Consider the following 24437-nt stretch of genomic DNA (forward strand, 5'->3'; position numbering starts at 1 on the left):
TACCATCCATCATATTTCCGGCATAAGCGGATAACGGCTCCGCAGATCCTCTATCTTCTGCCTCGTGGCATTGATGAACCTACGGTACTCCTCGCCATCGGCATTGAACGGCCTGTGTGCGAGTGCCTTCCTTAACGGTTCCCATTCAGCCAGAAACTTTTTGGCCGCATCAGAGAGGTACACCTCAGAAAGCCGTTGCCAAATATATTCCACGGCCTGCTCCGAGGGATGCAGCATGTCCTCCTTATAGAAACGGTAGTCACGAAGCTCGTCATTGACAATCTCATAAGCAGGGAAATAGCAGCAACAGTCATTGCGTCTCACCATGGCATCCGCTGCAAGCAGCAACGTCGCCTTCGACAGCTGACTCTCATGGTAGCCATACTTGGCATACCTTATGGGACTGACCGTCAATATTACCCTCACCTGACTGTTACGGCCGACAAGGATATCTACAGCTTTTTGCAGATAGTCACAGCACTCCTCAACGCTCAGATCCTCCTCCTGAAACAACCTTGCAGGGCGTTTGCGGCAATTGTCCACTATCTCTCCTGTCTCTATCAGCCTGTATACATGGTTGGTCCCAAGCGTCATCACCACCACCCTCGGTGCGCAGTCTGTCCTCATGACAGTATGGTATATGCTTGCAGGATTGTACATCACGCCAAAGGGGTTCACGGTTGCCCTGAACATCTCCTGAGCGAAGCGTTTGCCAATATTGTCTGCAAAGCATGAGCCTACGAACAGCATCTCCTCCTGCGGCTCTATCCTGAACGAAGGTGCCGGTATGTCAACTATGGTACGAAACTCCATCTGCGCTATGTCATAGGGTAAAACATTAATTACTTCATATATATTACAAGTTGCAAGACTTGCTCAAAAGTGCTGGATAGATTAATATCAGGAAATACCATTCAGCTGCGGCTGACCTGCATGCCCACTTTGCTTAGCGCCATGTTTACAAACCTTGCATTGGCATTAGGCGCATTGGCATTCAGAATGACTTTTATCCTTGCTGCCGCTTCTGGGTCTTTGGCTATCATATACAGGTATCCTCCGCCTCCTGCTCCCGGGAGCTTATATCCGAGGCACAGGTCATCGACAAGCTGTGTCAGCCTGTATACCTCCGGCGTATTAGTACCTGCGTCGAGAGCCTGGTTCTGAAGCCACGTCTTACCTACAAGCCGCCCCATGTCGTTGAAGTCGTTGCGCTGTATAGCCTCATACATCATCATGGCATGCTCCTTCATCTCCCTCAGCAGCACCAGCTGGTCATGCTGATTTAGGAACATCTTGCGAACAATCTCCGAAAGTATGGTCTTGGCTGTCCTCGTCAGCCCGGTATAATATAGCAGATGGCACGCCTGATATTCAGGCTGCGTGTATAGGTCGGAAGGTAGCCATCTCACCGTTGGCGTCTGTCCAAATCCCGCCGATGTCTGCAGGAGCTTCACGCCCTGCAACACTCCTCCCGACTGGTCCTGCCATCCTCCACCTGTAGTAAGCAGCTGTTCAAGCACAAGGGTCTGGTGGCAAATTTCATTCTTGTCCCAGCCAAGTGAGCAGAAGTCGTTGAGCGTTCCGAGCACCGTAGCAGCAAGGACGCTGCTTGTACCGAGCCCACTTCCTGCTGGTATGGCAGAAAGAAGTGTAACCTCCATGCCGCAGCCGAAGTCGGCCAACTGTGTCTTCAAATCAGGATAACATGTCCCAGAGTATTGTGGAAGAAAACCTGCGAGGGCAAGAGCAGCCTTGGGGATAGAGAACGGGCTTCCCACTTTCTTGAAGTCGGCCAGTTGTCCGTAGGTCTCTACTATCTCTGAAGCCCCCAAGTCAATACTTCTCAGTACAACGTGATGCTCCTTGCACGGCTTCACGTAAGTCTGTATAGGCTGTTGGCCGTTCAGCTCAATGGCAAAATTGACCACATTACCTCCTTCCATGAGACAGAACGGCGGAGTGTCCGTCCACCCACCAGCTATGTCTATACGCACAGGCGAGCGTCCCCATACTATCTGGTCGTCGGCCACAGCACGACAAGGGCGAACCATCTCAGCACCAGTCCCGTCATTGTTTACTGGTGTTGTCAGTATTCCCTCCCTGAGCAAGGAGAACGCCTTGTCCGATTGGCCTCTGAACATGGCATCCTTCATACGCGTTATCAACGGTGCGTCGTCAGGCAGCGGAGCAGGCATCTCTATACCATTGTCTGCAAACTGCCGTGCCGCATCATGAAGGTCGAGCTGATAGAACACGCTGTGCTCATAGTTCTGGGCCAGAGCCTGCCAGTTATGTTTCCTATATTCATTGCGCTGAGCGAAGAGCCTTCTGAGATTTGCTGTTGCCGATATCTCCTCCGCACTCATCTTACGTGCCTCCTCGTAGAGTCTTTTCGCCTCTGGCTCCTGGCCGAGCATGTATCTCAGCAAGCGTCCGGCCTCCTCCACTCCGTTGGCAACCGGGAACAGCCTCTTCTGCTGCTCATCCCCAGCAAACTTATCATCAAAGCCATAAGGTCGCACAACGTAACTACTCTCATCCATAGGGACAATGTCCACACATTGCCCTGGCCTCAATGCCACGTGCCATTCGTTGACAGGCACGCCGGTAATGATGTTGCGGCAGGAGAGAGACCAGTCCTTGCCGACAAAGGAATTCTCTATCCACACATCGGTATTGTCCGCCGTAACCTTCAGCGACATTATGGTATTCTGGATAAAAATGCTTGGATGTGGTTTGCGGGAGAGATGCATTATCCTTCTCTGGTCATTGACCAGGTTCTGAATGGCAAGAGTGGACGACAGCAGCTCCCGTGATGTTCCAAAATGATAGAACTCCCCACCAGGCAGTGGCAGCACAGCAACCTTCAGCCCTCTCACCTCTGGGTCATCGAGCGTTGGATGTGTTCCCATAGCACCGCCAAACTCACTGTACAAGTCGTACTCTCCCTTGTGTGACATCAATACCTTTACAGCCCTGTCGCTAAGCAGCCATACACCAATGTCAGTCAGATAGTAATGGTCCTTAAGCAGTTCGCCAAGCTTTTCAACGGAAGGCTTCTGCAACATACACTTCAGTACTGACGGTGTCTGTCTTGATGATACGAACACACCATGGTTATGGGCAGTCTCCGGTCCGAGCCACAGTCCGTAGCATACAACGTCGGCATCAGGAATAGGCTGCAGAGGCTGCGTATTTCTAATCATCACGTCACCACTCACAATCATGGTATGTAAGCTATCAGGTGCTGCATCCATAATCTTCTGATATAGCGGCAACTGCAACGACAGCAAGTCCTGCGCAAGCTTCTGTCCCCTCTCCCACCTGAAGACAGGTATCGGAGTAAGCACTTTTCCCGAAGGCGCATAAGCAGGCAGCCTGCGGCTTTGTCCACCGGCATGAAGCAGCAACCGCCGTTCACTTGCCAGCCACTGGCCGAAAGTTGGTTCACCGTCCTTAGAGCCTTTGGCAACATCATTGTGATAGGCCTGCTGCAACAGCCATGTCGAGCCTCCACCCGAACCGAGCTTGTGGTCCACGGGGTCATTTGTGCAAAACCATTCATCCTTGCTATAACCCGTTATATCATGGAAACAGCCTACAAGATTAGGGGGCAGTGACAGAAGTTTTTTCATACCCTAAATATCGTTTATTTCTCTATAACCTTAGTTTCTTTTCCTTTTATAGTTTATTTCTCTATAACCTTTGTTACCTTACCGTTAGAAGCCTTTCTGATGAGCAGTCCTTTGGCATTCTTGCCAGCGGCCTTGCCATCGATAGTGTATGTGGCCGTATTTACCGCCTCGTCAGTTTCAACATTCTGCACTCCGTTGGTCAGGTCGGCCATTATTTCTTTCACATCATCTGCCTGAAGGTCATAATTGAATATCCGCACATCGTCGATATATCCCTTGAACATTGGGTCGGCATTGAACTGGCTTCGTCCGATATAGTTGAGCACAGGATTGAAATCCGATGGTTTGATGGTGATGCCCGTAGCCTGAGCGACTTCCTCTCCATCAACAAATATTCTGACGGTACCATCTCCTAATGAAACAGCGACATGATGCCAAGAGTTGGCAGCGAGCTTGGTCGGGCATGCCACCACCTGCTCGTCACCACCATTCTTGATGGCAAAGCGCATTACCGAGCCATTGCTCGGAGTGAGGAACATATACTCATCCACACCATTACCAAAATCAAACAGCCTCTGCCATGCCGATGACGTGTTGCGCCAGTTCACCCACATAGCCACGGTCATCTTGTCGTATGAGGCAATGGTGTAAGGCAACTGCACATAGTTGTCGGTGCCGCTCAGGTAGAGCGATTTCTCTCCCGACTTGTGCTCTGTAGAGAACACCGTCTTGCCGTAGACTGCCACGTCGAGGGCATTGTCGGTATTGTCGGCAAGCATATCGTCAAACTGCCAGTTGGCAACTAACGCATTACCCTCTACCGGAGCTGCCTCCACCGCCGTACAGGCTTTCGACATATTGTCGCTCATGTCTATGGACTTCACGGCATACTGGTACTCATGTCCCGGCAAGCAAGTGTTGTCTGTAAAGCTTGTACCCTGTACCTTGCGTGCTATGGTGTTCCAGTTGGTATCGCCAGCATCAGCCCTAAGAACCATATAACCTGCAAGGTCGGCCTCGGTATTTGCCGTCCACTGCAATGTCACCGAAGCCGTAGAAGCCTTGGCTGTAAGTCCCTTGGGTATGGCAGGGGGGATAATCTCGCATGCAGCGCCCTCAGGCAGGAACTGCCACAAACGCAGATTACGCTTGGCCACGGAAGAGTCATCAAACAGCCCCTGCACGATATTCGTGCCGTTGGTCTGCTGCGAAGAAGCCGCCATGAGGCATAATCCCGACTCACGGTTCAGTATGTAGTAGCAGCCGTTACCATAATATTTAAGGTACCACTGCTCGTTAGAGGAGTTTCCACCATCATATGCTATGACATTTGCTCCGCTCACCGTCGAGAAGTTCAACACGTTCATGTGCCTCCTGTCAGCAGCATTCGTAAAAGTAAGGAAGCTATAGTCGCCGCCTATACGGTCGCTTACGGGTGCGACATCCCATATCTGAGCACTGGAGTTGTCAGCCGCCTTCACGAGAGCAATGTTGTCTGAGCCATACTCAGCAGCCACATAGCGTGTGCTCCTGTTCATAATCCTGTACCTCCCGTTTATGACGCTTGGCTGCACGTCAGCTCCCCAAGTAACGTCAATCACCCTCTCCGCATTAGTCTGTCCGTTCTGATATCCTGTACCTCCCGGCACAGACATATTCAGCTCCCTTACGGGGCCGTAGCCGTCGTAGTAGACATCCTTGTCCTTGGAGACGAAAAGGAAGCTTGAGGTATTGGCCTGCCTCTCTGACGAGCCTATGAACGCCTTCACCTCTCCCGATGTCTCGTCACGATATACAGATGCTGATGTCCATGCCGGACGGTTTTCGGCATAAGCCAGTCTTGAGCCGCTGTTGCTTATACGGCAGAACTCTCCACGGGCGCGGCTGTCGAAGCCCCACCATACACCCATCTTCATGCCATACTCTGCGCCCACCATTGCCTCACCGACATTGTGGAGCTCGTCGGCATAAGGGTAGTTGCCGTCCTCGGCCACCGTCTTGAAGAAATTGGCATAGGTGTCAAACGAGCCTGCCAGCTGATGCGTGTTGCCCCAATCGACATAAGGCTTGAGGCCGTTGTACCATTTCAGAGCCTCGTCACAGTTCAGGGTATTTCCTCCCGTAATGGCAACATCAGCAAAAAGCGGATAGTTTGCCTTCAGTTTCTGTGCAATCTCCTTGAAGCTCGCAAGATTGCCCTGTCCCCAGCCGAAGTCGGGCTCATTGTATGGCGATATGGCGACAACCTTATGCTTGGGATAGTTCTCGTTGAGCCATTTCACGCTGGCATTGATAAGCTCTGCCCAGTGGTCGGTGTTGGCGACACCGTTCTCCACATAGTAGCTGTGAATGCCTGCCTCCTGGTCCTCGTTCAGTACGATGTCAACATCAGTGCCGACAAGGTTTATTAGCTTTGTCCTGGTGTCCAGTCGCGCTATCTGGCTTGACGTGAGCTCCTTGTCGTCAACAAGCGGGTAAGTAGTCTGGAAACTGCTTCTCATTATGGAGATATTCTCCTTGCCAATATGGTTGATGCCCTTTCTGACGTTCTGCTCGCTATCCCATGCCACGTCGAGTCCCCATCGTATGGGGAACTTTAAGCCATCGGAGAATATGGAGAATGGCACCAGGGTTGCTCCCGTTGGCTGAGGGTTGAGATACATGCTCGATGACACTCTTGGCTCCTGAGCCAAAGATATCATTGCGCAGCTTGCTGCTGCTGATAGGATAAAGGTTCTTATAGTCATTGTTATTGGATATTAAGAAGGGATTTATGTTATTGTATAGTGGCTTAGGTTATTTGTAGATGATGAAGGTTGCGTTAATGGTATAGGTTTTAAAGGTTATGTAGTTTTTTGTAGGATGTAGGTATGGTAGGAAGGAAGGGAGCTATTTCCCTTTCCTTCTCTTCCACCATGCTCTTGCCAATGTTGCCAGAATCACTATGATTACTATAGCATACGCTATGTATGCCGCAGTCTCTGTATTGTCGACGCTCTTCGGGAAGAATGTCAGCTCAACCTTGTGTTTTCCAGCCGGGATGTTGATGGCTCGCAATATATAGTTTACTCGTCCCACCTCTACGGGCTTGCCGTCGACGGTAGCCTTCCATCCCGGGTAGTAAATCTCCGACAAGACAAGGATTCCTCCCTTGCCCGTGCTCACCTCGTAAGCTAATTTGTTGGCATCGTAGGCAGTAATAGAAGCTACCGACACCTCGTCCTGCGCTACCGCCTCTCCAAGCACGTCCTTGAAACGCTTGTCGGCAACGGCCTCGTGTCTAAGGTTGACCTTCCCTACAGCCGCTATCTCGTCATTGGCATTGTCAACATATGTAATCTTGTCAACCATCCATGCATTGCCGTAGGTGTATGGGTTTTGTATGGGCACCGTCTGTCCACCCTGCAACGGCACAATGAAATACTTTGTATTCAGCATGTTTAGCACAGGCCATACAGAGTCACCGTTCACCTTGGTCATATCTCCCATGGTCTCTGCTATTGCCGGCATCAGCTTTCTCATCTCAGGCGCTATGTATGCGTCTATCATTTCCTGATAGCGGCGCAACTTGGCAGGATGGTAGCCACCGATGCTCTTGTGGTAGTATGATGTCTCGTTCTCGTTGAAGGTGTTCGAGGCAAGGTTCAGCACCCTATAGTCGAGTGCCTTGTCCTGCAGAATCTCACGGTCAGCGTCGGTCATTGGCACAGGAGCCTCCTTCACACTTGCCTCAACAAACATGTCGTCGTTGAGGTAGCGCTTGTTCACCGCCCACATATCGACAAGGCACAGCATGGTAAGCGTGCCCACCATCCATGTCTGCTTGAGCTTGCCCGCCTTGAAAAGCAACAGCACGAGCGTGCCTGCAACAATTACGGCCAGCGAGCGCCAGCAGTCGGCAGTAAACACTGCCTGCCTCATAGCCCGGAGGTTAGGGAGGAGCTGGCTGAGATACTCCTGCGGTATCTGCTGCAGCGACCTCATCTCCTGCGCTGACACGAAGTCGGAGAAGAATACCGACGGCATCAGAGCGAACAACAGGCATACTCCACCCGTGAGGGCAAAGCTGAGATAGAATGTCTTAAGCTTTTTGTTCAGTATGGTCGGATCATCAGCTATTGTCTTGAGTGCCATCATGGCAAGCAGTGGTATCGTGAACTCTGCAATGACAAGTATCGACGCCACCGTCCTGAACTTGGCATACATGGGCACATAGTCGAGGAAGAAGTCGGTGAAGGGCATAAAGTTGCGTCCCCACGACAGCAGTATCGACAACACGGTTGCCACGAGCAGCGCCCACTTCATAGGTCCCTTGACGATGAACAGTCCCAAGACAAAGAGCATCATAACAAAGGCTCCCACATACACGGGGCCACTTGTGCCGGGCTGGTTACCCCAGTACTGTCCCATCTGCTGGTAAACGGGGATAAAGTTAGGGTCGGCCTTGTCCATGGCAGTCTTGTTCATGGCAAGGGGCACCGACGCACCACCCTTGGCATTAGGCACCAGCAGCGTCCATGTCTCGTCAATACCGTAGCTCCATTGGGTAATATAGTCGCGGTCCAGTCCCGAGCTTGTCTGATTAGCCGAGTTGGCCTTCACCAGCTCGCTCTTTCCTCTCATGCTCTCCTGTCCGTATTCCCATGTATGATAGAGGTTCGAAATATTGACGCAGATACCTATTACGGCACCAGCTGCACACACTGCAGAGGCTTTCAGGAAATGGAGCATCCGCTTGTTCCGTATTGCCTCTACGAGGTAGGCCACTATCATGCAGATAATGATAAACAGGTAATAGTAAGTCATCTGCACATGGTTTGCCAGCACCTCGAAAGCCGAGAATATCGCCGTAACGAGGAAGCCGCGCAGGTAACGGCCCCGGAAGCTCAGCACCACGCCGGCTATCATTGGTGGCAGATATGCGAGAGCCTCCACCTTCCAGTAATGGCCTGCAGCAATGATAATGAAGAAATAGGATGAGAACGCCCATATCACCGAGCCCAGCACAGCGAGATGGCGGCGGAAGTCGAACGAGCGCAGCAGTATGTAGAAACCCAGCAGATAGGCAAAGACATACCACACGTAGCTTGGCAGCCACAGATGATAAGCCTTGGCAAGAGCCGCCAGACTGTCGGTACTCTTGTACGACGGTGCCGTCTGATAGGTGGGCATACCTCCGAACACGGAATTCGACCACCGGCTTCTCTCCCCCGTCCTCTGGTAATATTCGCTTAGCTCATGCCCGAGGCCCTTTCCGGCCTGTGAGTCATGCTGGTAGAGTATTCTGCCGTCTATGTCAGCCGGCATGAAATAAAAGAATGCGATAGCGGCAAAGAGTGCTACGACAATAATGTCGGGCAACAGTTGTTTTAACCTTTCCTTCATTTGTTGTATTTCGTTTTTTATTATCCGAAGAGTATGCGAGAATGCATAGCCCCGGTGGCCGCACGGCAACAGGCTATTTCTCAGTATGCAAAGATACGGGAAAAATATGACATTCGGCTACAAATGTATGAAAAACATTTCCACACATCATTTTTTTTTTATACTTTTGCAACCCTACACATACACCCCTCATATAGTTGACGAATATTGAACAAGATATGAGAATTGGAATTATAGTAGCCATGGACAAGGAGTTCGCACAGCTGATGACACTCCTTGACGACAGCTGCAAGGAGCACTACCACAACACAGACTTTGTCAGTGGCAGGATTGGAGACAACGAGGTAATCATGCAACAATGCGGCATTGGAAAGGTGAACTCTGCCATAGGAGCCGTGGAAATGATAAACCGCTATGCCCCCGACCTGATAATATCCACAGGCGTGGCTGGTGGTGCGGACGCTAAAATGTCGCCACTCGACGTCGTGGTATCTACAGAATGCACATACCACGACGCCTACTGCGGCAGCGAGTGTGAGTACGGACAGATAATGGGCATGCCGGCAAGATACAAGTCGCCGCAGGCTCTCGTGGACAAGGCCTTGAGCTGTGGAAATGTAACGGCAGGCCTAATAGTTAGCGGAGAGTGGTTTGTTGACAGCCGCGAGAAAATGATGTCCATACTCGACCATTTCCCCACAGCAAAGGCTGTTGACATGGAGAGCTGCTCCATTGCGCAGACATGCCACAAATACAAGACACCTTTCGTGTCGTTCAGAATAATCAGCGACGTACCACTCAACGACACTGATGCCTCACAGTATTTCGACTTCTGGAACCGTATGGCCGAGGGCAGCTTTAACGTCACAAAAGACTTTCTCTCAAAATTATAGTGCTTCCTGTGCCATATAGTTTATAGTACTTCCTTCGCCAAAACTTTATTTCAAAAAACAAGATATGAAAAAAATACCGAGCTTCACCATAGACCACCTGCGCCTGTTGCCTGGCATCTACGTTAGCCGCAAGGACAACGTCGGCAACGATGTGGTAACGACATTCGACATCCGCATGAAGGCACCCAACCGCGAGCCGGCTCTGCACCAGGGTGCCCTGCACACCATAGAGCATCTGGCAGCTACCTACCTGAGGAACAACGCCCAGTGGGCAGACAGGATAATATACTGGGGTCCAATGGGATGCCTCACAGGCAACTACTTCCTCGTCAGAGGTGACCTTGAGAGCCGTGATATCCTGCAACTAATGATAGACACCTTCGCCTTCATAGCCGACTATCAAGGTGAGGTGCCGGGGACACAGCCACAAGACTGCGGCAACTACCTGTTGCACGACCTGCCCATGGCACGACTCGAAGCAAAAAAATATTTAGAAGTATTGAGAGACATCAAGCCCGAAAATCTGGAATATCCGGAGAAGGGCTGAGGTCGAAGGACTAAGGGCTGAGGTCGAAGGACTAAGGGCTGAGGACTAAGGACTAAGGGCTGAGGACTAAGGACTAAGGGCTAAGGGCGGTTTCTCATTATTTTGTCGAGAATGAGTGCTGCCGTCTGGTCTTTGGAGCACAGAGGGAGCTGCTCTACTCCATCGCGGGTAATGATGGAGACTCTATTGGTGTCGGCGGCAAATCCCGTGCCTTCCTCGCTGATGGAATTGGCACATATCATGTCGGCATGCTTCTTTTCGAGCTTCGCCGTGGAGTTGGCAATCAGATTGGCGGTCTCCATACTAAAGCCAACGAGTGTCTGCCCGGGCTTTTTATTCTGGCCAAGCTCTGCAAGGATGTCGGTTGTGCGGGTCAAGGGGATATTCATGTCACCATCATTCTTTTTAATCTTCTGCTCCGAGTAGCAGGCAGGCGTATAGTCTGCCACGGCACTGCACATCACTATGATATCCGCATCGGCCGAGCGGGCTACGGTCTCTCTATGCATGTCATCTGCACTAACGACGTCTACCACGGTAACACCATCGAAGGGGCGCAATCCCACAGGGCCACTGACGAGCACCACATTTGCTCCGCGCAGGCAAGCCATCTTGGCTATGGCATATCCCATCTTTCCCGTGGAGCGGTTGGTTATGAACCTTACGGGGTCTATGTGCTCCCTTGTAGGGCCTGCCGTGATGAGAACCCTCAGTCCCGCCATGTCGTGAGGACATGCTGTATGGAAGAGAATGCGCTGCATGAGCAACTCCTCCGAAGGCAGCTTGCCGCGTCCTGTGTCACCACATGCCAGGCGTCCCTCTGCCGGCATCATTATATCGTAGCCGTATGCCTTAAGTTTTGAAATATTGTCCTGCACTATCTGGTTTTCCCACATGTTGGTATTCATGGCAGGCGCAATAACCTTTGGAGCCTTGCAGGCGAGGATGGTCGTTGTGAGCATGTCATCGGCGATGCCTGCCGCCATCTTCCCAATGACATTAGCCGTTGCGGGAGCAACCATGAAGACATCGGCCTTAGCAGCCAGCGACACATGCCCGACATTGAACTCGAAATTGCGGTCAAAGGTGTCAACGATGCACTTGTTGCCTGTTAGCGTCTCGAAAGTCACTGGCGTAATAAACTGGCAGGCGTTGCGCGTCATGATGACGTGTACGTCAGCATGCGCCTTGACAAGCATCGAGGCGAGATTTGCTATCTTGTATGCAGCTATACTGCCGCTAACTCCTAGAAGTATTGTTTTTCCGCTTAGCATCCAATTAATATCTTTGATATCCAACATTAACCCTTAGACCCCAGCCCTTCGACCTTTGACCTTAGACCTCAGACCTCAGACCTTTGACCGTACTATTCCATTTCCTCCAGCAGGCCATGTTTCTCGTAGTGGGCCTTACGCACAATAGCGTTATCCGCGTCTACGAACAGCACCGTCGGCTTATGGACAGCAGCTTCCTGCGGTGTGAGGTTGGCGTAAGCCATGATGATAACCTTGTCGCCCACTTTAACGCACCGTGCCGCAGCACCATTGAGGCATATAATGCCCGAGCCTCGCTCGCCGGCAATGACGTAAGTCTCCAGTCGGCCGCCATTGTCTACGTCGACAATCTGCACCTTCTCATATTCCATGATGCCCGACTGCTCAAGCAGGTATGAGTCGATGGTGACGCTGCCGACATAGTCTATCTCAGCCTGCGTGACCGTGGCGCGGTGTATCTTCGCCTTAAGCATTGTCAGTTCCATGCCCTACTCCTCTCTCCAGATAAAATTGTCTATGAGTCGTGTCTTGCCTATATACACCGCTATAGCCACGAGCACCTCTCCAGTTATCGTCTCCGTGCGCTGTATGTTGCAGAAGTCCACCACCTCTACATAGTCCACGCGCGCAAGAGGCTCTTTCTCCAGCACGTCCCTTATGACTTTTATTACGTTGTCTGCGCTGCGCTCGCCTTTCTCTATAACGTCGTGTCCAGCCTTCAGGCTGCGCGACAGTACGAGGGCAGCCTGCCGTTCCTCCTTGCTGAGGTATGTGTTACGGCTCGATTTGGCCAGTCCGTCGTCCTCCCTCACAATAGGACATGGCACAATCTCTATGTCGAAGTCGAGGTCACGTACGAAGCGCCGAATGGTTGCCAGCTGCTGTGCGTCTTTCTGCCCGAAGTAGGCCCTGTCAGGCTGCACGATGTTGAACAGCTTGCTCACAACGGTGCATACTCCGCGGAAGTGGGTTGGCCGGCATGCTCCACAGAGCAGCTCTGTAGTCTCAGTGGTGTCAACGAAGGATGTGAAATGCGGAGGATACATCTCCGATGGTTCCGGATGGAATATGAGGTCTCCGCCAGCCGTCTCCACGGCCTTCATATCATGTTCTATGTCGCGCGGGTATGCCTCAAGGTCCTCATTTGGACCAAACTGTATGGGGTTGACGAATACCGACACTACCGTGCGGTCGTTCTGCTGTGCCGACTTGGCAATGAGGCTCTGATGGCCTTCATGCAGGTAGCCCATAGTGGGCACGAGGCCTACTGTGAGCCCCGAGCGGCGCCATTCCTTTACTATGGCGCGCACTTCCTTGATTGTTTTTACTATTTGCATTTGGTGAAAGTTTTTTTCTGGGAATAGAGGGGATAGAGCAGATAGAGGAGATAGAGGGAATAGACCTCAGACCTTTGACCTCAGACCTTTGACCTCAGACCTAAAACATATTCTCTTGTGCGGGGAATGTTCTGTTCTCGCAATCATCCTTATACTGCCGGAATGCCTGCAGCATGGTGTCGTGTAGCGACGCGTACTTGCGTACGAACCTTGGAGTGAAGCCGCCGCTATAGTCGAGCATGTCGTGACAGACGAGCACCTGCGCGTCGCACTGGTTGCCAGCGCCGATGCCTATGGTCAGTGCCGACGTGCGCTGCGTGATGGCGGCTGCAATGTCGGCAGGCACGCACTCCAGCGTTATGGCAAAGGCTCCTGCCTTCTCCACGGCCTGTGCGTCTTCCATGAGCTTTCGGGCAGAGTCCTCCGTCTTGCCCTGCACCTTGTATCCTCCCAGAGTGTTGAACGACTGCGGCGTAAGGCCGATGTGGGCGACGACGGGTATTCCCGCATCCACGATGGCACGTATGCGGTCGGCATACACGGCACCTCCCTCCAGCTTCACTGCCTGGCAGTTGGTCTCCTTCATGATGCGTCCCGCATTGCTGACGGCATCGTATACCGAGGTCTGATACGACATAAAGGGCATGTCGACGACAACGAAGGCGTTCTTCGCCCCGCGGCATACCGCCCTGCCATGGTGTATCATATCTTCTACGGTCACGGCAAGGGTGTTGTCATATCCGAGAATGACATTGCCAAGAGAGTCGCCGACAAGGATCATGTCGATGCCAGCCTCGTCGACGATACTGGCCGTATGGTAGTCATAGGCAGTGAGCATGCTGAGCACGCGCTTGCCCTTCTGTTGTTGATAATATGTAGCTGTATGTTTCATTTTTCCGTGCAAAAGTACTGCAAAATACGATAATAGGGAAACTTTAGGTTGCCTCTCTCTGTTCATTTAGCTTTTGTTAACGTCACTTGACGGCTGAAAAGGAAAATATGAACAGTTTGCGATATTCTATGAATAGTCCTATATGGGTAATATACAGTAACTTTGCATCCGATTTTCAGAATAATAGATAGGTATGAGAAAATTTCTGTTCATTTTCACTCTGACACTCTCTTCCCTGCACATGTCGGCAGAAGAGAGGCTGTCACTGTCGCAATGCCTGCAGATGGGCATTGAGAGGAACCTCTCGCTGAAGACCTACGAGGGAAACGTGGTCAAAGGCAAGCACGCCATCAGCGAGAACCGCGCCAAGCTGCTGCCGCAGATAAACCTCGGCGCAGGCTTCAACGACAATTTCGACCCCGCAGTGTCCGTAACCGACGGTACGGCCTACGGCAAGCTCTACAACGTCACCAAGACCCTGCAGTACAATGCCTCGGCAAGCCTGCAGCTGCAGATGCCTCTCTACAGCCAGACAGCCCTTACGGCGGTTGACATTGCCAAGACCCTTGACCACCTTAACACCCTGTCTTACGAGAAGGCGCGCGAGGACCTTATAGTACAGATAAGCAAGATGTACTACCTGGCTCAGAACACCGAGGAGCAGATAGGCATCATCTGCGACAACATCAAAAGACTGGAGGAGCTCAGGGACATCACGAAGGCGTTCTACGACAACGACATGGCGCTTGAGGTTGACGTGAAGAGGGTAAGCGTCAACCTTGAGAACCTCATGGTACAGCACGACAACGCAAAGGCCATGCTCGTACAGCAGTACAACATGCTGAAATACATTCTCGACTATCCTGCTGACGCCGATATCGCCGTGGAGCATGCCACCATGGACATACAGGACATGGCCGAGCTGTCAGGACTCAACGAGAACCTGTACGAGCTGCAGATGCTCAGACAGCAGCAGACTCTGGCCGAGAAGCAGCAGAAGCTCGTGCGCGACGGCTATCTGCCTACGCTGTCACTCACCGGCACATGGGCATACACGGCATACACAGACAAGTTCAAAAACTGGTTCCACTCCGGCGAGTCCAACCACTGGTACCAGTCCAACGGCATCGGCCTATCGCTGCGCGTTCCCGTCTTCGACGGTTTCGAGAAAAGGTCAAAGATACGCAAGGCGCAAGTGGACATCGACAATGCAAAAATATCTTACGAGAACACTCTCAAGAACATGAGGACGCAATACGCCAATGCCGTCAACGACCAGGCAAACAACCAGCGCAACTTCAGCAAGCAGCGCGACAACTACCTGCTGGCTGAGGACGTGTACAAGGTGACAAGCGACCGCTACCGTGAGGGCATAGCATCGATGACCGAGGTGCTGCAGGACGAGATGAGCATGAGCGACGCTCAGAACAACTATCTCACCGCCCACTACAACTACCAGGTGTCCAACCTCACCCTGCTCAAGCTCACAGGGCAGCTGGAAAGGCTTGTGAAGGGCAGCCTAAACGATAACGGAAAACGATAACGATAACGGAAAACGATAACGATAACGATAACGATAAACGATAACGAAAACGATAACGATAACAAATATACCGTCATGGATACAAATACGAACAACAATAGCGCACCCACATCAGCAGAGGCAACTGCAAAGAAACTGAAGAAACAACGCATACGCCAATACGTAGTCAGCGCCATAGGAGTGGCCATACTCGTATGGGGCATCTTCGAGATAGCATGCCTCTTCCTTGACTACAAGAACACCGAGACAAGCAACGACGCTCAGATTGAGCAGTACATATCTCCAGTAAACATGCGTGCTACTGGTTACATCAAGAAAATATACTTCAAGGAGCATCAGGACGTCAAGAAGGGCGATACGCTGCTGGTTCTCGACGACCGCGAGTACCGCATCAGGGTCATGGAGGCAGAGGCCGCACTCAAGGACGCTCAAGCCGGTGCCAACGTCGTGAACGCATCACTGCAGACCACCGAGACCTCGGCCACAGTCTACGAGGCATCGATAGCGGAGATTGAGATAAGGCTCGCCAAGCTGGAGAAAGACAAGCAGAGATACCAGAACCTGGTGGCAAGGAATGCCGCCACGCCCATACAGCTGGAGCAGATAGAGACGGAGTATGACGCCACAAAGAAAAAGCTCGACGCCACACGCAGGCAGCAGAAAGCCGCCTACTCGGGTGTGAACGAGGTGCAGACACGCCGTGCCAACAGTGAGGCGGCCATAGAGCGTGCCGAGGCCGCACTGGAGATGGCAAGACTCAACCTGTCCTACTGCGTAGTGCTCGCACCATGCGACGGCAAGCTCGGACGACGCGCCCTTGAGGAGGGACAGGCCGTGAACGCCGGACAGACCATTACCTACATCATGCCTGACACTGAGAAATGGGTCATCGCAAACTACAAGGAGACACAGGTGGAAAACCTCCATGTCGGCCAGAAGGTGAAGATGACCGTCGACGCCATCAACGGTAAAGTCTTCAACGGAAAGATTACAGCCATCTCAGGAGCTACAGGCTCGAAATACTCGCTCGTGCCTACCGACAACTCGGCAGGCAACTTCGTGAAAATACAGCAGCGCGTGCCCGTACGCATTGAGTTCGAGGGCCTGAGCAAGGAGGACAACGACCGTCTGGTAGCCGGCATGATGGTAGTAGTAAAGGCACAACTCTAATGTCCTGCACACGTATGCAACAACAACTTCCAAAGAATTTCCCGTTCTACGACTGGGTGCCCAAGCCTCTCGGCATCATCTTCCTGGTGGCCCTTTTCATACCTATCATGACCGTTAGCGGCGCTTACTCGGCCAACAGCAGCGAGATGGTGGGAGGGCTTGGCATCCTGTCTGAACACATCTCCTTCATAGGCTTTGTCACGTCTGTGGGCATGGCGGCCTTCTCGCCATTCTTCTACACCCTGGTGTGCGTGCGCCGCCAGAAACTCATGTGCGTGGCAGGCTTCTCGCTGCTGGCAATGCTCAGCTACGTCTGCGCCAACACCGACAGCCTGTTCCTGCTGGCTCTGTGCAGCCTCATAATGGGCTTTGTAAGGCAGGTTCTGCTCATGTGCAACCTCTTCACCCTCATCAAGTACGGCTTCGGCATCGAGGCCACGCGCAACCTCACACCGGGCAACGAGCCAGACAGCGAGGAGGGATGGGACAAGCTGGACAAGGAAAAGACGGCGAGCATGCCAACCATATACTTCTTCTTCATGCTGCTCGGACAACTCGGCACATGGCTTACGGCATGGTTCGCCTACAACTACGAGTGGCAGATGGTATACTACGCCATGATGGGCGCCATGCTCGTGGCCATACTCATCATCCTGTTCACCATGCCCTACAACCCCTACCCCACAAGGCACATCCCGCTGTCATTCTCCAAGTTCGGCAACGTGGTGGTATTCTCGCTGATGTGCTGCTCGTTCATATATATTATGGTATATGGCAAGGTACTCGACTGGTACGACGACTCGACCATACGCTGGGCCACGCTGATATGCGTTGTCTCCACGGCGCTGTTCATATATCTTGAGAAGACCAGGCAGTCGCCATACTTCCTGCTTGAGGCCTTCAAGCACCGCAGCATCCAGGGCGGCATACTGCTGTTCATGGGACTGATGATACTCAATTCGAGCCAGATGTTCGTCAACGTCTTTGTCAGCGTGGGCATGAAGACGGAGAACATCCAGAACGCCATGCTCGGCAACTGGGTTCTCGTGGGCTACTTCATCGGCCTTGTCATGGCAATAGTGAGCAGCTCCAAGGGCTACCACCTGAAATGGCTCTTCGCCATGGGCTTCCTACTCATAGGCGCAGCCTCGCTCTTCATGTACTTCGAGGTACAGACCGACGGCCTGTACGAGCGCATGAAATGGCCCGTCATCATCAGGGGCACGGGCATGATGCTGCTCTACTCGCTGACTGCCGTCTACGCCAACCAGCGCATGCCCTACAGGCTCATGTCGACATGGGTGTGCATAATGCTCACCGTGCGCATGATTGTGGCGCCGGGCATAGGCTCCGCACTCTACGGTACCGTACTGCAGTACCGCCAGCAATACTACATCACGCGCTATGCCCACGGCATGGACCGCACCAACGCCGAGACGGCGGCATCATACGACCAGACGGCACGGGGTATGCAGTATCAGGGCAAGAGCGAGACCGAGGCGCAGCACATGGCAGCAATGTCTGCAAAGGGCAAGATACAGGTGCAGGCAACGCTGTCTACCATCAAGGAGATGGCTGGATGGACTATCTACGGATGCCTTGCATGCGCCGCCATCGTGGTGATGGTGCCATGGCCCAAAAGGGACATATCAAAGGACGTGCGCGATACTCCGCCACCAATAGCGACTGCCGCACTGTAACCAACACCCCGAAAGCGGTTCACCAGAGTTCCAGTCAGCCCAAAGCAAGCTCGGCGGCATTCTGGGGACATTTGAGAAACATTAATTTATGGCCTGACATTTGGAGAGTATAGTTTTTTTCACTATCTTAGCACCCGAAAAAACGTCTGTTGTAAACTAACTATACCAATGGAAGCCTATAATACAGATCTGGAACTGCTGGACAAACAGCTCGCTGCAAGCAACCGCTTGTGCTGCTCTGGGGGAATACAGAACAGATTTCCCAAGATATTCTACGGAAGCTTCCTCGTTGAGCATATAGGAATAATAGTATGCCACCGGGGAAGCTTCTGCTTTGCAAGCAACGGCATCAGACACGAGGCCAAGCAAGGAGAAACAGTTTTCCTCACACGTGGCTCATACTTCCATATCGAGGGACAAAGCTACGACCTGGGCTACTCGCTGATATTCTACAGCTCCGACTCCATACGCGACCTGCTGGGCAGCACCATTGCCGGCATGAGACTACTTGAGATTGTCAACCCTACGGCCTGCACAGTATGGCATACGGGACATGAGGAAGACCTGCTGAGATACTCAGAGCTGCTGTCATCGGCAGCGACTATGTCCGACAGCAACTTCAACGATGACGAGCTTACCCTACTGATGCTGTCACTGACATACAGGCTCTGCGACATCTTCTGCAGCCGCACCTTCGGCACCGACTCTGCTGGGCGCAAGATGGACATCTATGCAGAGCTTATGAGGCTCATAAGCAAACACTACCATGAGGAGAGAAGCGTGAGGTTCTATGCCGAGAAACTATGTCTGTCGCCGAAATACCTCACACAGATGGTGAAGTCGGTATCGGGATGCACCGTGCAGCAGCTCGTGTTCAAGGCCATCACCAAGCGCGCCATCTTCCTGATAATGAATACCGACAAGACCATCAAGGAGATATCCGACTCGCTTAGCTTCCCTAATCCCTCGGCCTTCGGAACATTCTTCAAGAAGCAGGTAGGAATGTCGCCAGTAAACTACAGGGTGGAGAAAAGGGAAAAATAGGGTGTGCAGTTTGATGCACACCCTAGTTATTTGGATAAATGGTTCAAATCTATTAATGACTGTAGTTGCATAATGCCTTGATGGTTGATGTCAGCCTGAAGTAACTCGGAGAGATAACGCTTACCTTTCTCGGTCTCACCCAGTCCGTAGTAGCCTAAAGCCAGCATATACTTACAGTGAATCTCATTCTTACGGTCGAGTGAGTCTTCCCAAATAAGTAAGTCGGGTAGCGACACAGCGAAATAGTCCATTACCTGTTTCTCAAAGATATGCTGTTTGCCAAAGTTGATGAGTTTATAGAAACGACCGTTCGCTTGGTCTTTATGTTCCAACTTTATCAAAGCCAGTCCTTGATAGAAAATTTTATCAGGCTTTGCATCGTTGTAATACATGGCGGCTGCCGGTTCTTGAGGACCTTGTGTCGCCAGCTCCCAACACTGGTGCGCTTTGTCTCTCTCACCCAGAGCCTCATGGCAACAGCCGAGCAGATAATAGAAGTCGTTCTCTTGGGCACCATATAGCTTTCCTTCACCTAAATGGTGGGGATATTCAAGACATTCTTCCAGAAGCTTGATCGCTTTGTCGTATGCCTTGTCAGCAATAGCTTGTTTTGCCAGTTCCACCCTACAAATCTGATATTGTGTGGGTACCTTACCCTCACCACCTTCCCAGGGATGGAATTGATGACTGTCCAACTTTGTCATTGCCTCTTGATATTTTCCCACTTGGTTGAGCAGGGTGATCTCCTCCAACAGCAGGTCATCACGTTGTGCTGTAAGTTGGGGATATTGCTGAAGGATTTGCAGTCGTTTGGCAGGTGACTTCTGTATGCGTTTGTATAACTGATCCAGCTCCATGAGGATACGACTGTCGGTATGATCCAGCGCAAAGGCTTTCTCCATATATTCCACAGCCTCTTTCTGCCTGTCTTGTTTATTGAAACGTGCCAGAGCAAGGTTACGCCATACGGTAGGAAACATCGGATCAAGGGTTGCCGATAATTCCCAGTTTTCAATAGCAACGTCATACTGTCGTTTGTCGTAATAAAGACACCCCAGGTAATACGGTGCCCGTGCTCCCTTGGGATTTTCTCTCTTTGCCTTCTCCAATGCTATAGCTGCCTCTGGTCGGTTTGGGAAACAGTAGTTGGGGCTTTGTTGTTCGGCCTCCTCATAACGTCCAATGTAGTAGTACGTCATAGGGGTGACAGCCCCTTCGTTGATGGCTGTCTGCCATAACGCCTCGGCTTCCTCTCGCAATCCGGCCGACAGATAATCGAGTGCAATCTCGTCGTAGTTGTTGGACATACCATGCATAAGTTGGACCATCTCATCCAGTTTTTCTGTTGCCTCTGTTAACAAGAATTGCTCAAACAGGCAACCGTAGTTAAAGGGATCAATGGCCAATGCCTCTTCACATACGACAAGTGCTTGGTCTTCTTTCTTCATATGTCTAAGAACTGAGGCTTTCAGCGCCAATGCTTTTTGGTTATGTGCATTGAAGATCAGACAGCGGTTAAGCTCTTCTATCGCATCATCTAATCGCTGTTGTGCAACGCTGATTTTAGCAGCTTCAAAATATCCGGCATCTGTCCACGCCTTGTTCCAAGTGGCTTTCCAGAACCATTCGTAAGCCTCCTCCAACTGTCCTTGATACTTTAAAGCAATGGCCAGATTATAGATAGGTTCCCCATCATAGGGATTAGGATTGCGCTTCTGTGATAGTTTGACGGCCTTTCGAAGATACTCCTCCGCCTTGTCAAAACGACATTTTCTGATATACCATAGTCCCATGGCATTGAGACAACGGATGTCATTGGGGTCACGTCGCAAAGCCTCTTCATAGTAATCTGTCGGGCACCAAGTTGCGTGGCGGTACTGCTCCAGGTGCAGGCCGGTGAGATAGAGCTGCTCGTTGGTCTTCACCTGTTCGGGCAGCAGCGCAGCCTCGGCACTATCAGGTATCGGGCGGATCTCGTCGCTTTCCGTATGCCAGTGCATCACACAACTCTCTTTCTCATATAGTGTCTTATATATCTTCAGGTTCAGTTCTCCGAAAGAGATACCCTTTGTATCCACCGACTTCACCAACACTTTTTCGGGAGATAGTTCATGACACTCATCATACAAAACGGATCCATTGTCACTGGTCAGCTCAATACGTACAGATTGTCTGCTGGTAGCGAAGACCTTGAAAGTTATATTTCCTGAGGCGGTCTCTTCGATATTGAGCATCAGATCCTTTGATGCTTCTTTGACGATGCCCAGCTCCCTGTAAGGCATGAAATACTGGACGAACTTCTTTTCTTCATAGGGCATCAGCCAAGTGAAGTCGGGCTGGTTTTCGGTATATACACCTGCCATCAGTTCTATATACGGACCGTCGTCATCCGTGAGGTTACGATCCCATGCCTGTCCGAAATCACCGTTACCCCATGTCCATTGCTTCTTGCCAGGAGAGAGGTGGTGGCTGGCTACATGCAGCATACCTGCCATAGTATCGTTCTCATAACCGCCTTCGAAGTTAAAGCGCGAGTTCACCCCCATATAGCTGGTTGGCACCTTGATGTTACGATAGTTGGAGATGTCAACACCGGCGGAGTAGTCCATCTTGTAATAGGTTCCTGTGGCGATGGGAAAAGAAGACACCGCCCGTTTCCCATGGTCGAACACCGCATTAATATCTGGTGGGAAGACGCTCTGATATGCGTCGTTGACAGCTACGGCTGGATTTGCCCACCATAAGAATGTCTGCGGCACATCTGTGCGGTTATATAGTACGCCGTGTATCTCAAGATAGGCACAGCCGGGGCGCAGCGTAAAGCCAGCCATTCCTTTCTGATGGAACATCTTTTCTATCTCACTCACCCACACCGTCACACTGCCATCGGCATTCTCCTTGATTGTGGAGTCGATAGGCAGATAAGTTGACGGACGGTGATGCTGTGGCCAGTTAAATTCTATTCCTCCGGATATCCAAGGACCGGTAAGTCCTACCAGAGCCGGCTTGATTACATGATTATAATATACAAAATGGCGCTTCTTGATCTTGTCGTAAGCCATCTGAATGCGTCCTCCCAACTCAGGAAGTATCATCACCTTTATATATTCGTTTTCAAGATAGACAGCCTTCCATTCTTTGTCAACCTTCTTGTTACTGATCGATTCGATGACAGGGTATGGATAGACCACACCGCTGGATCCTTGATAGACTCTTTTCTCCAAGAAAATAGGATTCTTTTCAGGTTCCCCAATTTCATACGTTGGGATCAGAACCGTTTCTCTCCACGCTTTTACCATGATTTTTTTATTTTTGCCCCACTTGCCAAAGCAGAGCGAATTAACAATTATTATTCTTATTGCTTAAGAACCAATTCTTTTTCCAATTCTTCTAAGCTCTTTCCTTTCGTTTCCGGACAACGATGGAAGAGGAAAAGGAAAGCACACAAGCAGATGGCACTGTAAATCCAGAAAGATCCACTGCTTCCCAAAGCCGCGTTCATCGATGGGAAAGAGAAAGTGAGGGTGCAGCATCCCACCCACAGGGCGAAGGTACAGGTAGCCATGGCTATACCACGGATACGGTTGGGGAAGATCTCTGCCAGTAATGTCCATGTCACAGGACCTAAAGTCATGGCATACACCGAGATGGCAGCCACTACGAGAATAACCATAACGATACCTGTCACACCAGCATAGTAACATGTTCCGAGGATTAGGTAAATCAGTCCCAGTCCTGCGGCACCTAACAGCATCAGCGTGCGACGCCCCCATTTCTCTATGGTAAAGAGTGCTACGATGGTAAATACAACATTGGCGATTCCCGTGATTACAATGTTGATAAACATACCGTCAACGTTGAAGCCTGCACCCACAAATATTTCCTGTGCATAGTTAAAGATCACGTTCGTGCCGCACCACTGCTGGAAGACAGCTATGACCAGTCCTAAAAGTAGTAAACCACTGTATTTTGACTGAAATAGTTCTTTTAATCCCGCTTCGGTCGAACCCTGAAGCGTTCCGTTGTCGTGGTCCTTTTTGAGACGGAGGAAGACCGGACTCTCTGGAATGAAGAAACTCATCAATAGGAACAGGGCCGCAGGAAGTGTCTCTGCCCAGAACATCCATCGCCATCCCCATTCAATGTTCCATGTCTGGCTCTCCGCTACGGTCGTATCTCTTGCCAGTAGCATGTTGACAATTTGTGCGGAAAGAATACCCAATACTATGGTCATCTGATTCAGACTCACCATCCGGCCCCTGATATCTGCAGGACTTACTTCTGCAATGTACATCGGTGCAAGGGCGCTTGCCACACCGATACCTACACCTCCGATGAAGCGCGCTATATTAAATAAGGTGAAGTCGTTGAATAATCCAGTGGCAATGGCAGAAATGGTGAACAACAGTGCTGATACCATCAGCAGTGGCTTTCGACCATATTTGTCAGCGGCTGCTCCGGCAACCGTAGCACCTGCAAGGCATCCTATCAATGCCGTTGTCATGGCTACACCTTGCATCAGAGGGGATTCGTTGATGCCAAAGAATAACTCATAAAAAGGTTTCGCACCACCGATAACAACCCAATCGTAACCAAAGAGCAGACCTCCCATTGCGGAGACTGCACAAATAAAATACAGATATTGCTTTTCGTTTTTACCCATCATTGTGAATTATGTTAGTTTTCGTTTGCAAAGATAATTATAATATAACACAAGAAAAATAGAAAAAAATGATTTAAAAGATGGATTATTTTGTTATCTTTGTCAGCGATGAAAGATGGATTTATAGAGAATTCGATACGATAGAGAAAATAATATATTATTCCTGAAGTAAATTATTAAATGAAGTGGGTGAAACCGTTTGCCATAGGATATGAATACGTTTGCATCCCTGATAAGGTTAATAACCTTACGGCCTTAAGGTTATTAACCTTGCAGGCGTAAGGTTATTAACCTTATCGGCAATGATATATATATGCATCGACCACGCAACAATATATTGTCACTCGAGATATA

Annotated in this window: 16 protein-coding genes; 6 read left to right on the forward strand and 10 right to left on the reverse strand. The window is 50.9% G+C overall.

Features of this window, described 5'->3' with window-relative positions:
• Positions 1-9: 9 nt before the first annotated feature.
• The 4 genes from CIL02_RS11795 to CIL02_RS11810 form a co-directional block, all read right to left on the reverse strand.
• Complete coding sequence (locus tag CIL02_RS11795; protein ID WP_094401950.1) at positions 10-813, reverse strand: GSCFA domain-containing protein; 804 nt, start codon at positions 811-813, stop codon at positions 10-12.
• Positions 814-914: 101 nt separating this feature from the next.
• On the reverse strand, positions 915-3635 hold the full coding sequence (locus tag CIL02_RS11800) for a bifunctional fucokinase/fucose-1-phosphate guanylyltransferase (protein WP_094401952.1): 2721 nt from the start codon (positions 3633-3635) through the stop codon (positions 915-917).
• A gap of 53 nt (positions 3636-3688) precedes the next feature.
• Entirely contained in the window at positions 3689-6382 is a 2694-nt protein-coding gene (locus CIL02_RS11805) for a LamG-like jellyroll fold domain-containing protein (protein WP_094401954.1), read from the reverse strand.
• A 142-nt stretch (positions 6383-6524) separates the two neighbouring features.
• Positions 6525-9020, reverse strand: a complete 2496-nt coding sequence (locus CIL02_RS11810) for a YfhO family protein (RefSeq protein WP_094401955.1) — start codon at positions 9018-9020, stop codon at positions 6525-6527.
• Positions 9021-9238: 218 nt separating this feature from the next.
• On the opposite strand from CIL02_RS11810, the gene CIL02_RS11815 reads away from it, so the two are divergent.
• The gene (locus CIL02_RS11815; protein ID WP_094401957.1) at positions 9239-9913 is read left to right on the forward strand and encodes a 5'-methylthioadenosine/adenosylhomocysteine nucleosidase; all 675 of its coding nucleotides are present in this window, start codon (positions 9239-9241) and stop codon (positions 9911-9913) included.
• Between the two features lie 64 nt (positions 9914-9977).
• Positions 9978-10460: an S-ribosylhomocysteine lyase gene (locus CIL02_RS11820; RefSeq protein WP_094401958.1), complete on the forward strand. Its 483-nt coding sequence runs from the start codon at positions 9978-9980 to the stop codon at positions 10458-10460.
• A gap of 80 nt (positions 10461-10540) precedes the next feature.
• On the opposite strand, the gene coaBC is transcribed toward CIL02_RS11820, so the two are convergent.
• The 4 genes from coaBC to panB all read right to left on the reverse strand — a co-directional run bounded on the left by coaBC (position 10541) and on the right by panB (position 13963).
• Positions 10541-11734, reverse strand: coding sequence for a bifunctional phosphopantothenoylcysteine decarboxylase/phosphopantothenate--cysteine ligase CoaBC (gene coaBC / locus CIL02_RS11825; RefSeq protein ID WP_094401960.1), 1194 nt, complete (start codon positions 11732-11734; stop codon positions 10541-10543).
• 92 nt (positions 11735-11826) lie between these two features.
• Positions 11827-12219: an aspartate 1-decarboxylase gene (panD, locus tag CIL02_RS11830; protein ID WP_094401962.1), complete on the reverse strand. Its 393-nt coding sequence runs from the start codon at positions 12217-12219 to the stop codon at positions 11827-11829.
• A 3-nt stretch (positions 12220-12222) separates the two neighbouring features.
• Positions 12223-13071 carry a pantoate--beta-alanine ligase gene (gene panC, locus CIL02_RS11835; RefSeq protein WP_094401963.1) on the reverse strand — a complete coding sequence of 283 codons (849 nt, stop codon included), beginning with the start codon at positions 13069-13071 and terminating at the stop codon, positions 12223-12225.
• Positions 13072-13171: 100 nt separating this feature from the next.
• Positions 13172-13963: a 3-methyl-2-oxobutanoate hydroxymethyltransferase gene (gene panB / locus CIL02_RS11840; protein ID WP_094401965.1), complete on the reverse strand. Its 792-nt coding sequence runs from the start codon at positions 13961-13963 to the stop codon at positions 13172-13174.
• 193 nt (positions 13964-14156) lie between these two features.
• Between panB and CIL02_RS11845 the strand changes: the two genes are divergently transcribed.
• The 4 genes from CIL02_RS11845 (at position 14157) to CIL02_RS11860 (ending at position 19420) form a co-directional block, all read left to right on the forward strand.
• A complete protein-coding gene (locus CIL02_RS11845; protein WP_094401966.1) occupies positions 14157-15506 on the forward strand; it encodes a TolC family protein in 1350 nt (449 codons plus the stop codon).
• Between the two features lie 75 nt (positions 15507-15581).
• Positions 15582-16676 carry an HlyD family secretion protein gene (locus tag CIL02_RS11850; protein WP_094401968.1) on the forward strand — a complete coding sequence of 365 codons (1095 nt, stop codon included), beginning with the start codon at positions 15582-15584 and terminating at the stop codon, positions 16674-16676.
• Positions 16677-16690: 14 nt separating this feature from the next.
• Positions 16691-18376, forward strand: a complete 1686-nt coding sequence (locus CIL02_RS11855) for an MFS transporter (RefSeq protein WP_094401973.1) — start codon at positions 16691-16693, stop codon at positions 18374-18376.
• Between the two features lie 168 nt (positions 18377-18544).
• The gene (locus CIL02_RS11860) at positions 18545-19420 is read left to right on the forward strand and encodes an AraC family transcriptional regulator (RefSeq protein ID WP_094401969.1); all 876 of its coding nucleotides are present in this window, start codon (positions 18545-18547) and stop codon (positions 19418-19420) included.
• Positions 19421-19446: 26 nt separating this feature from the next.
• Here the strand turns inward: CIL02_RS11860 and CIL02_RS11865 are convergent, their stop codons facing one another.
• Together CIL02_RS11865 and CIL02_RS11870 are read right to left on the reverse strand one after the other, a co-directional pair.
• The gene (locus CIL02_RS11865; protein WP_094401971.1) at positions 19447-22719 is read right to left on the reverse strand and encodes a DUF5107 domain-containing protein; all 3273 of its coding nucleotides are present in this window, start codon (positions 22717-22719) and stop codon (positions 19447-19449) included.
• 56 nt (positions 22720-22775) lie between these two features.
• Positions 22776-24083: a sugar porter family MFS transporter gene (locus CIL02_RS11870; protein ID WP_094401974.1), complete on the reverse strand. Its 1308-nt coding sequence runs from the start codon at positions 24081-24083 to the stop codon at positions 22776-22778.
• Positions 24084-24437 lie beyond the last annotated feature (354 nt).

Source organism: Prevotella sp. P3-122, assembly GCF_002251365.1.
Taxonomy (GTDB): Bacteria; Bacteroidota; Bacteroidia; order Bacteroidales; family Bacteroidaceae; genus Prevotella.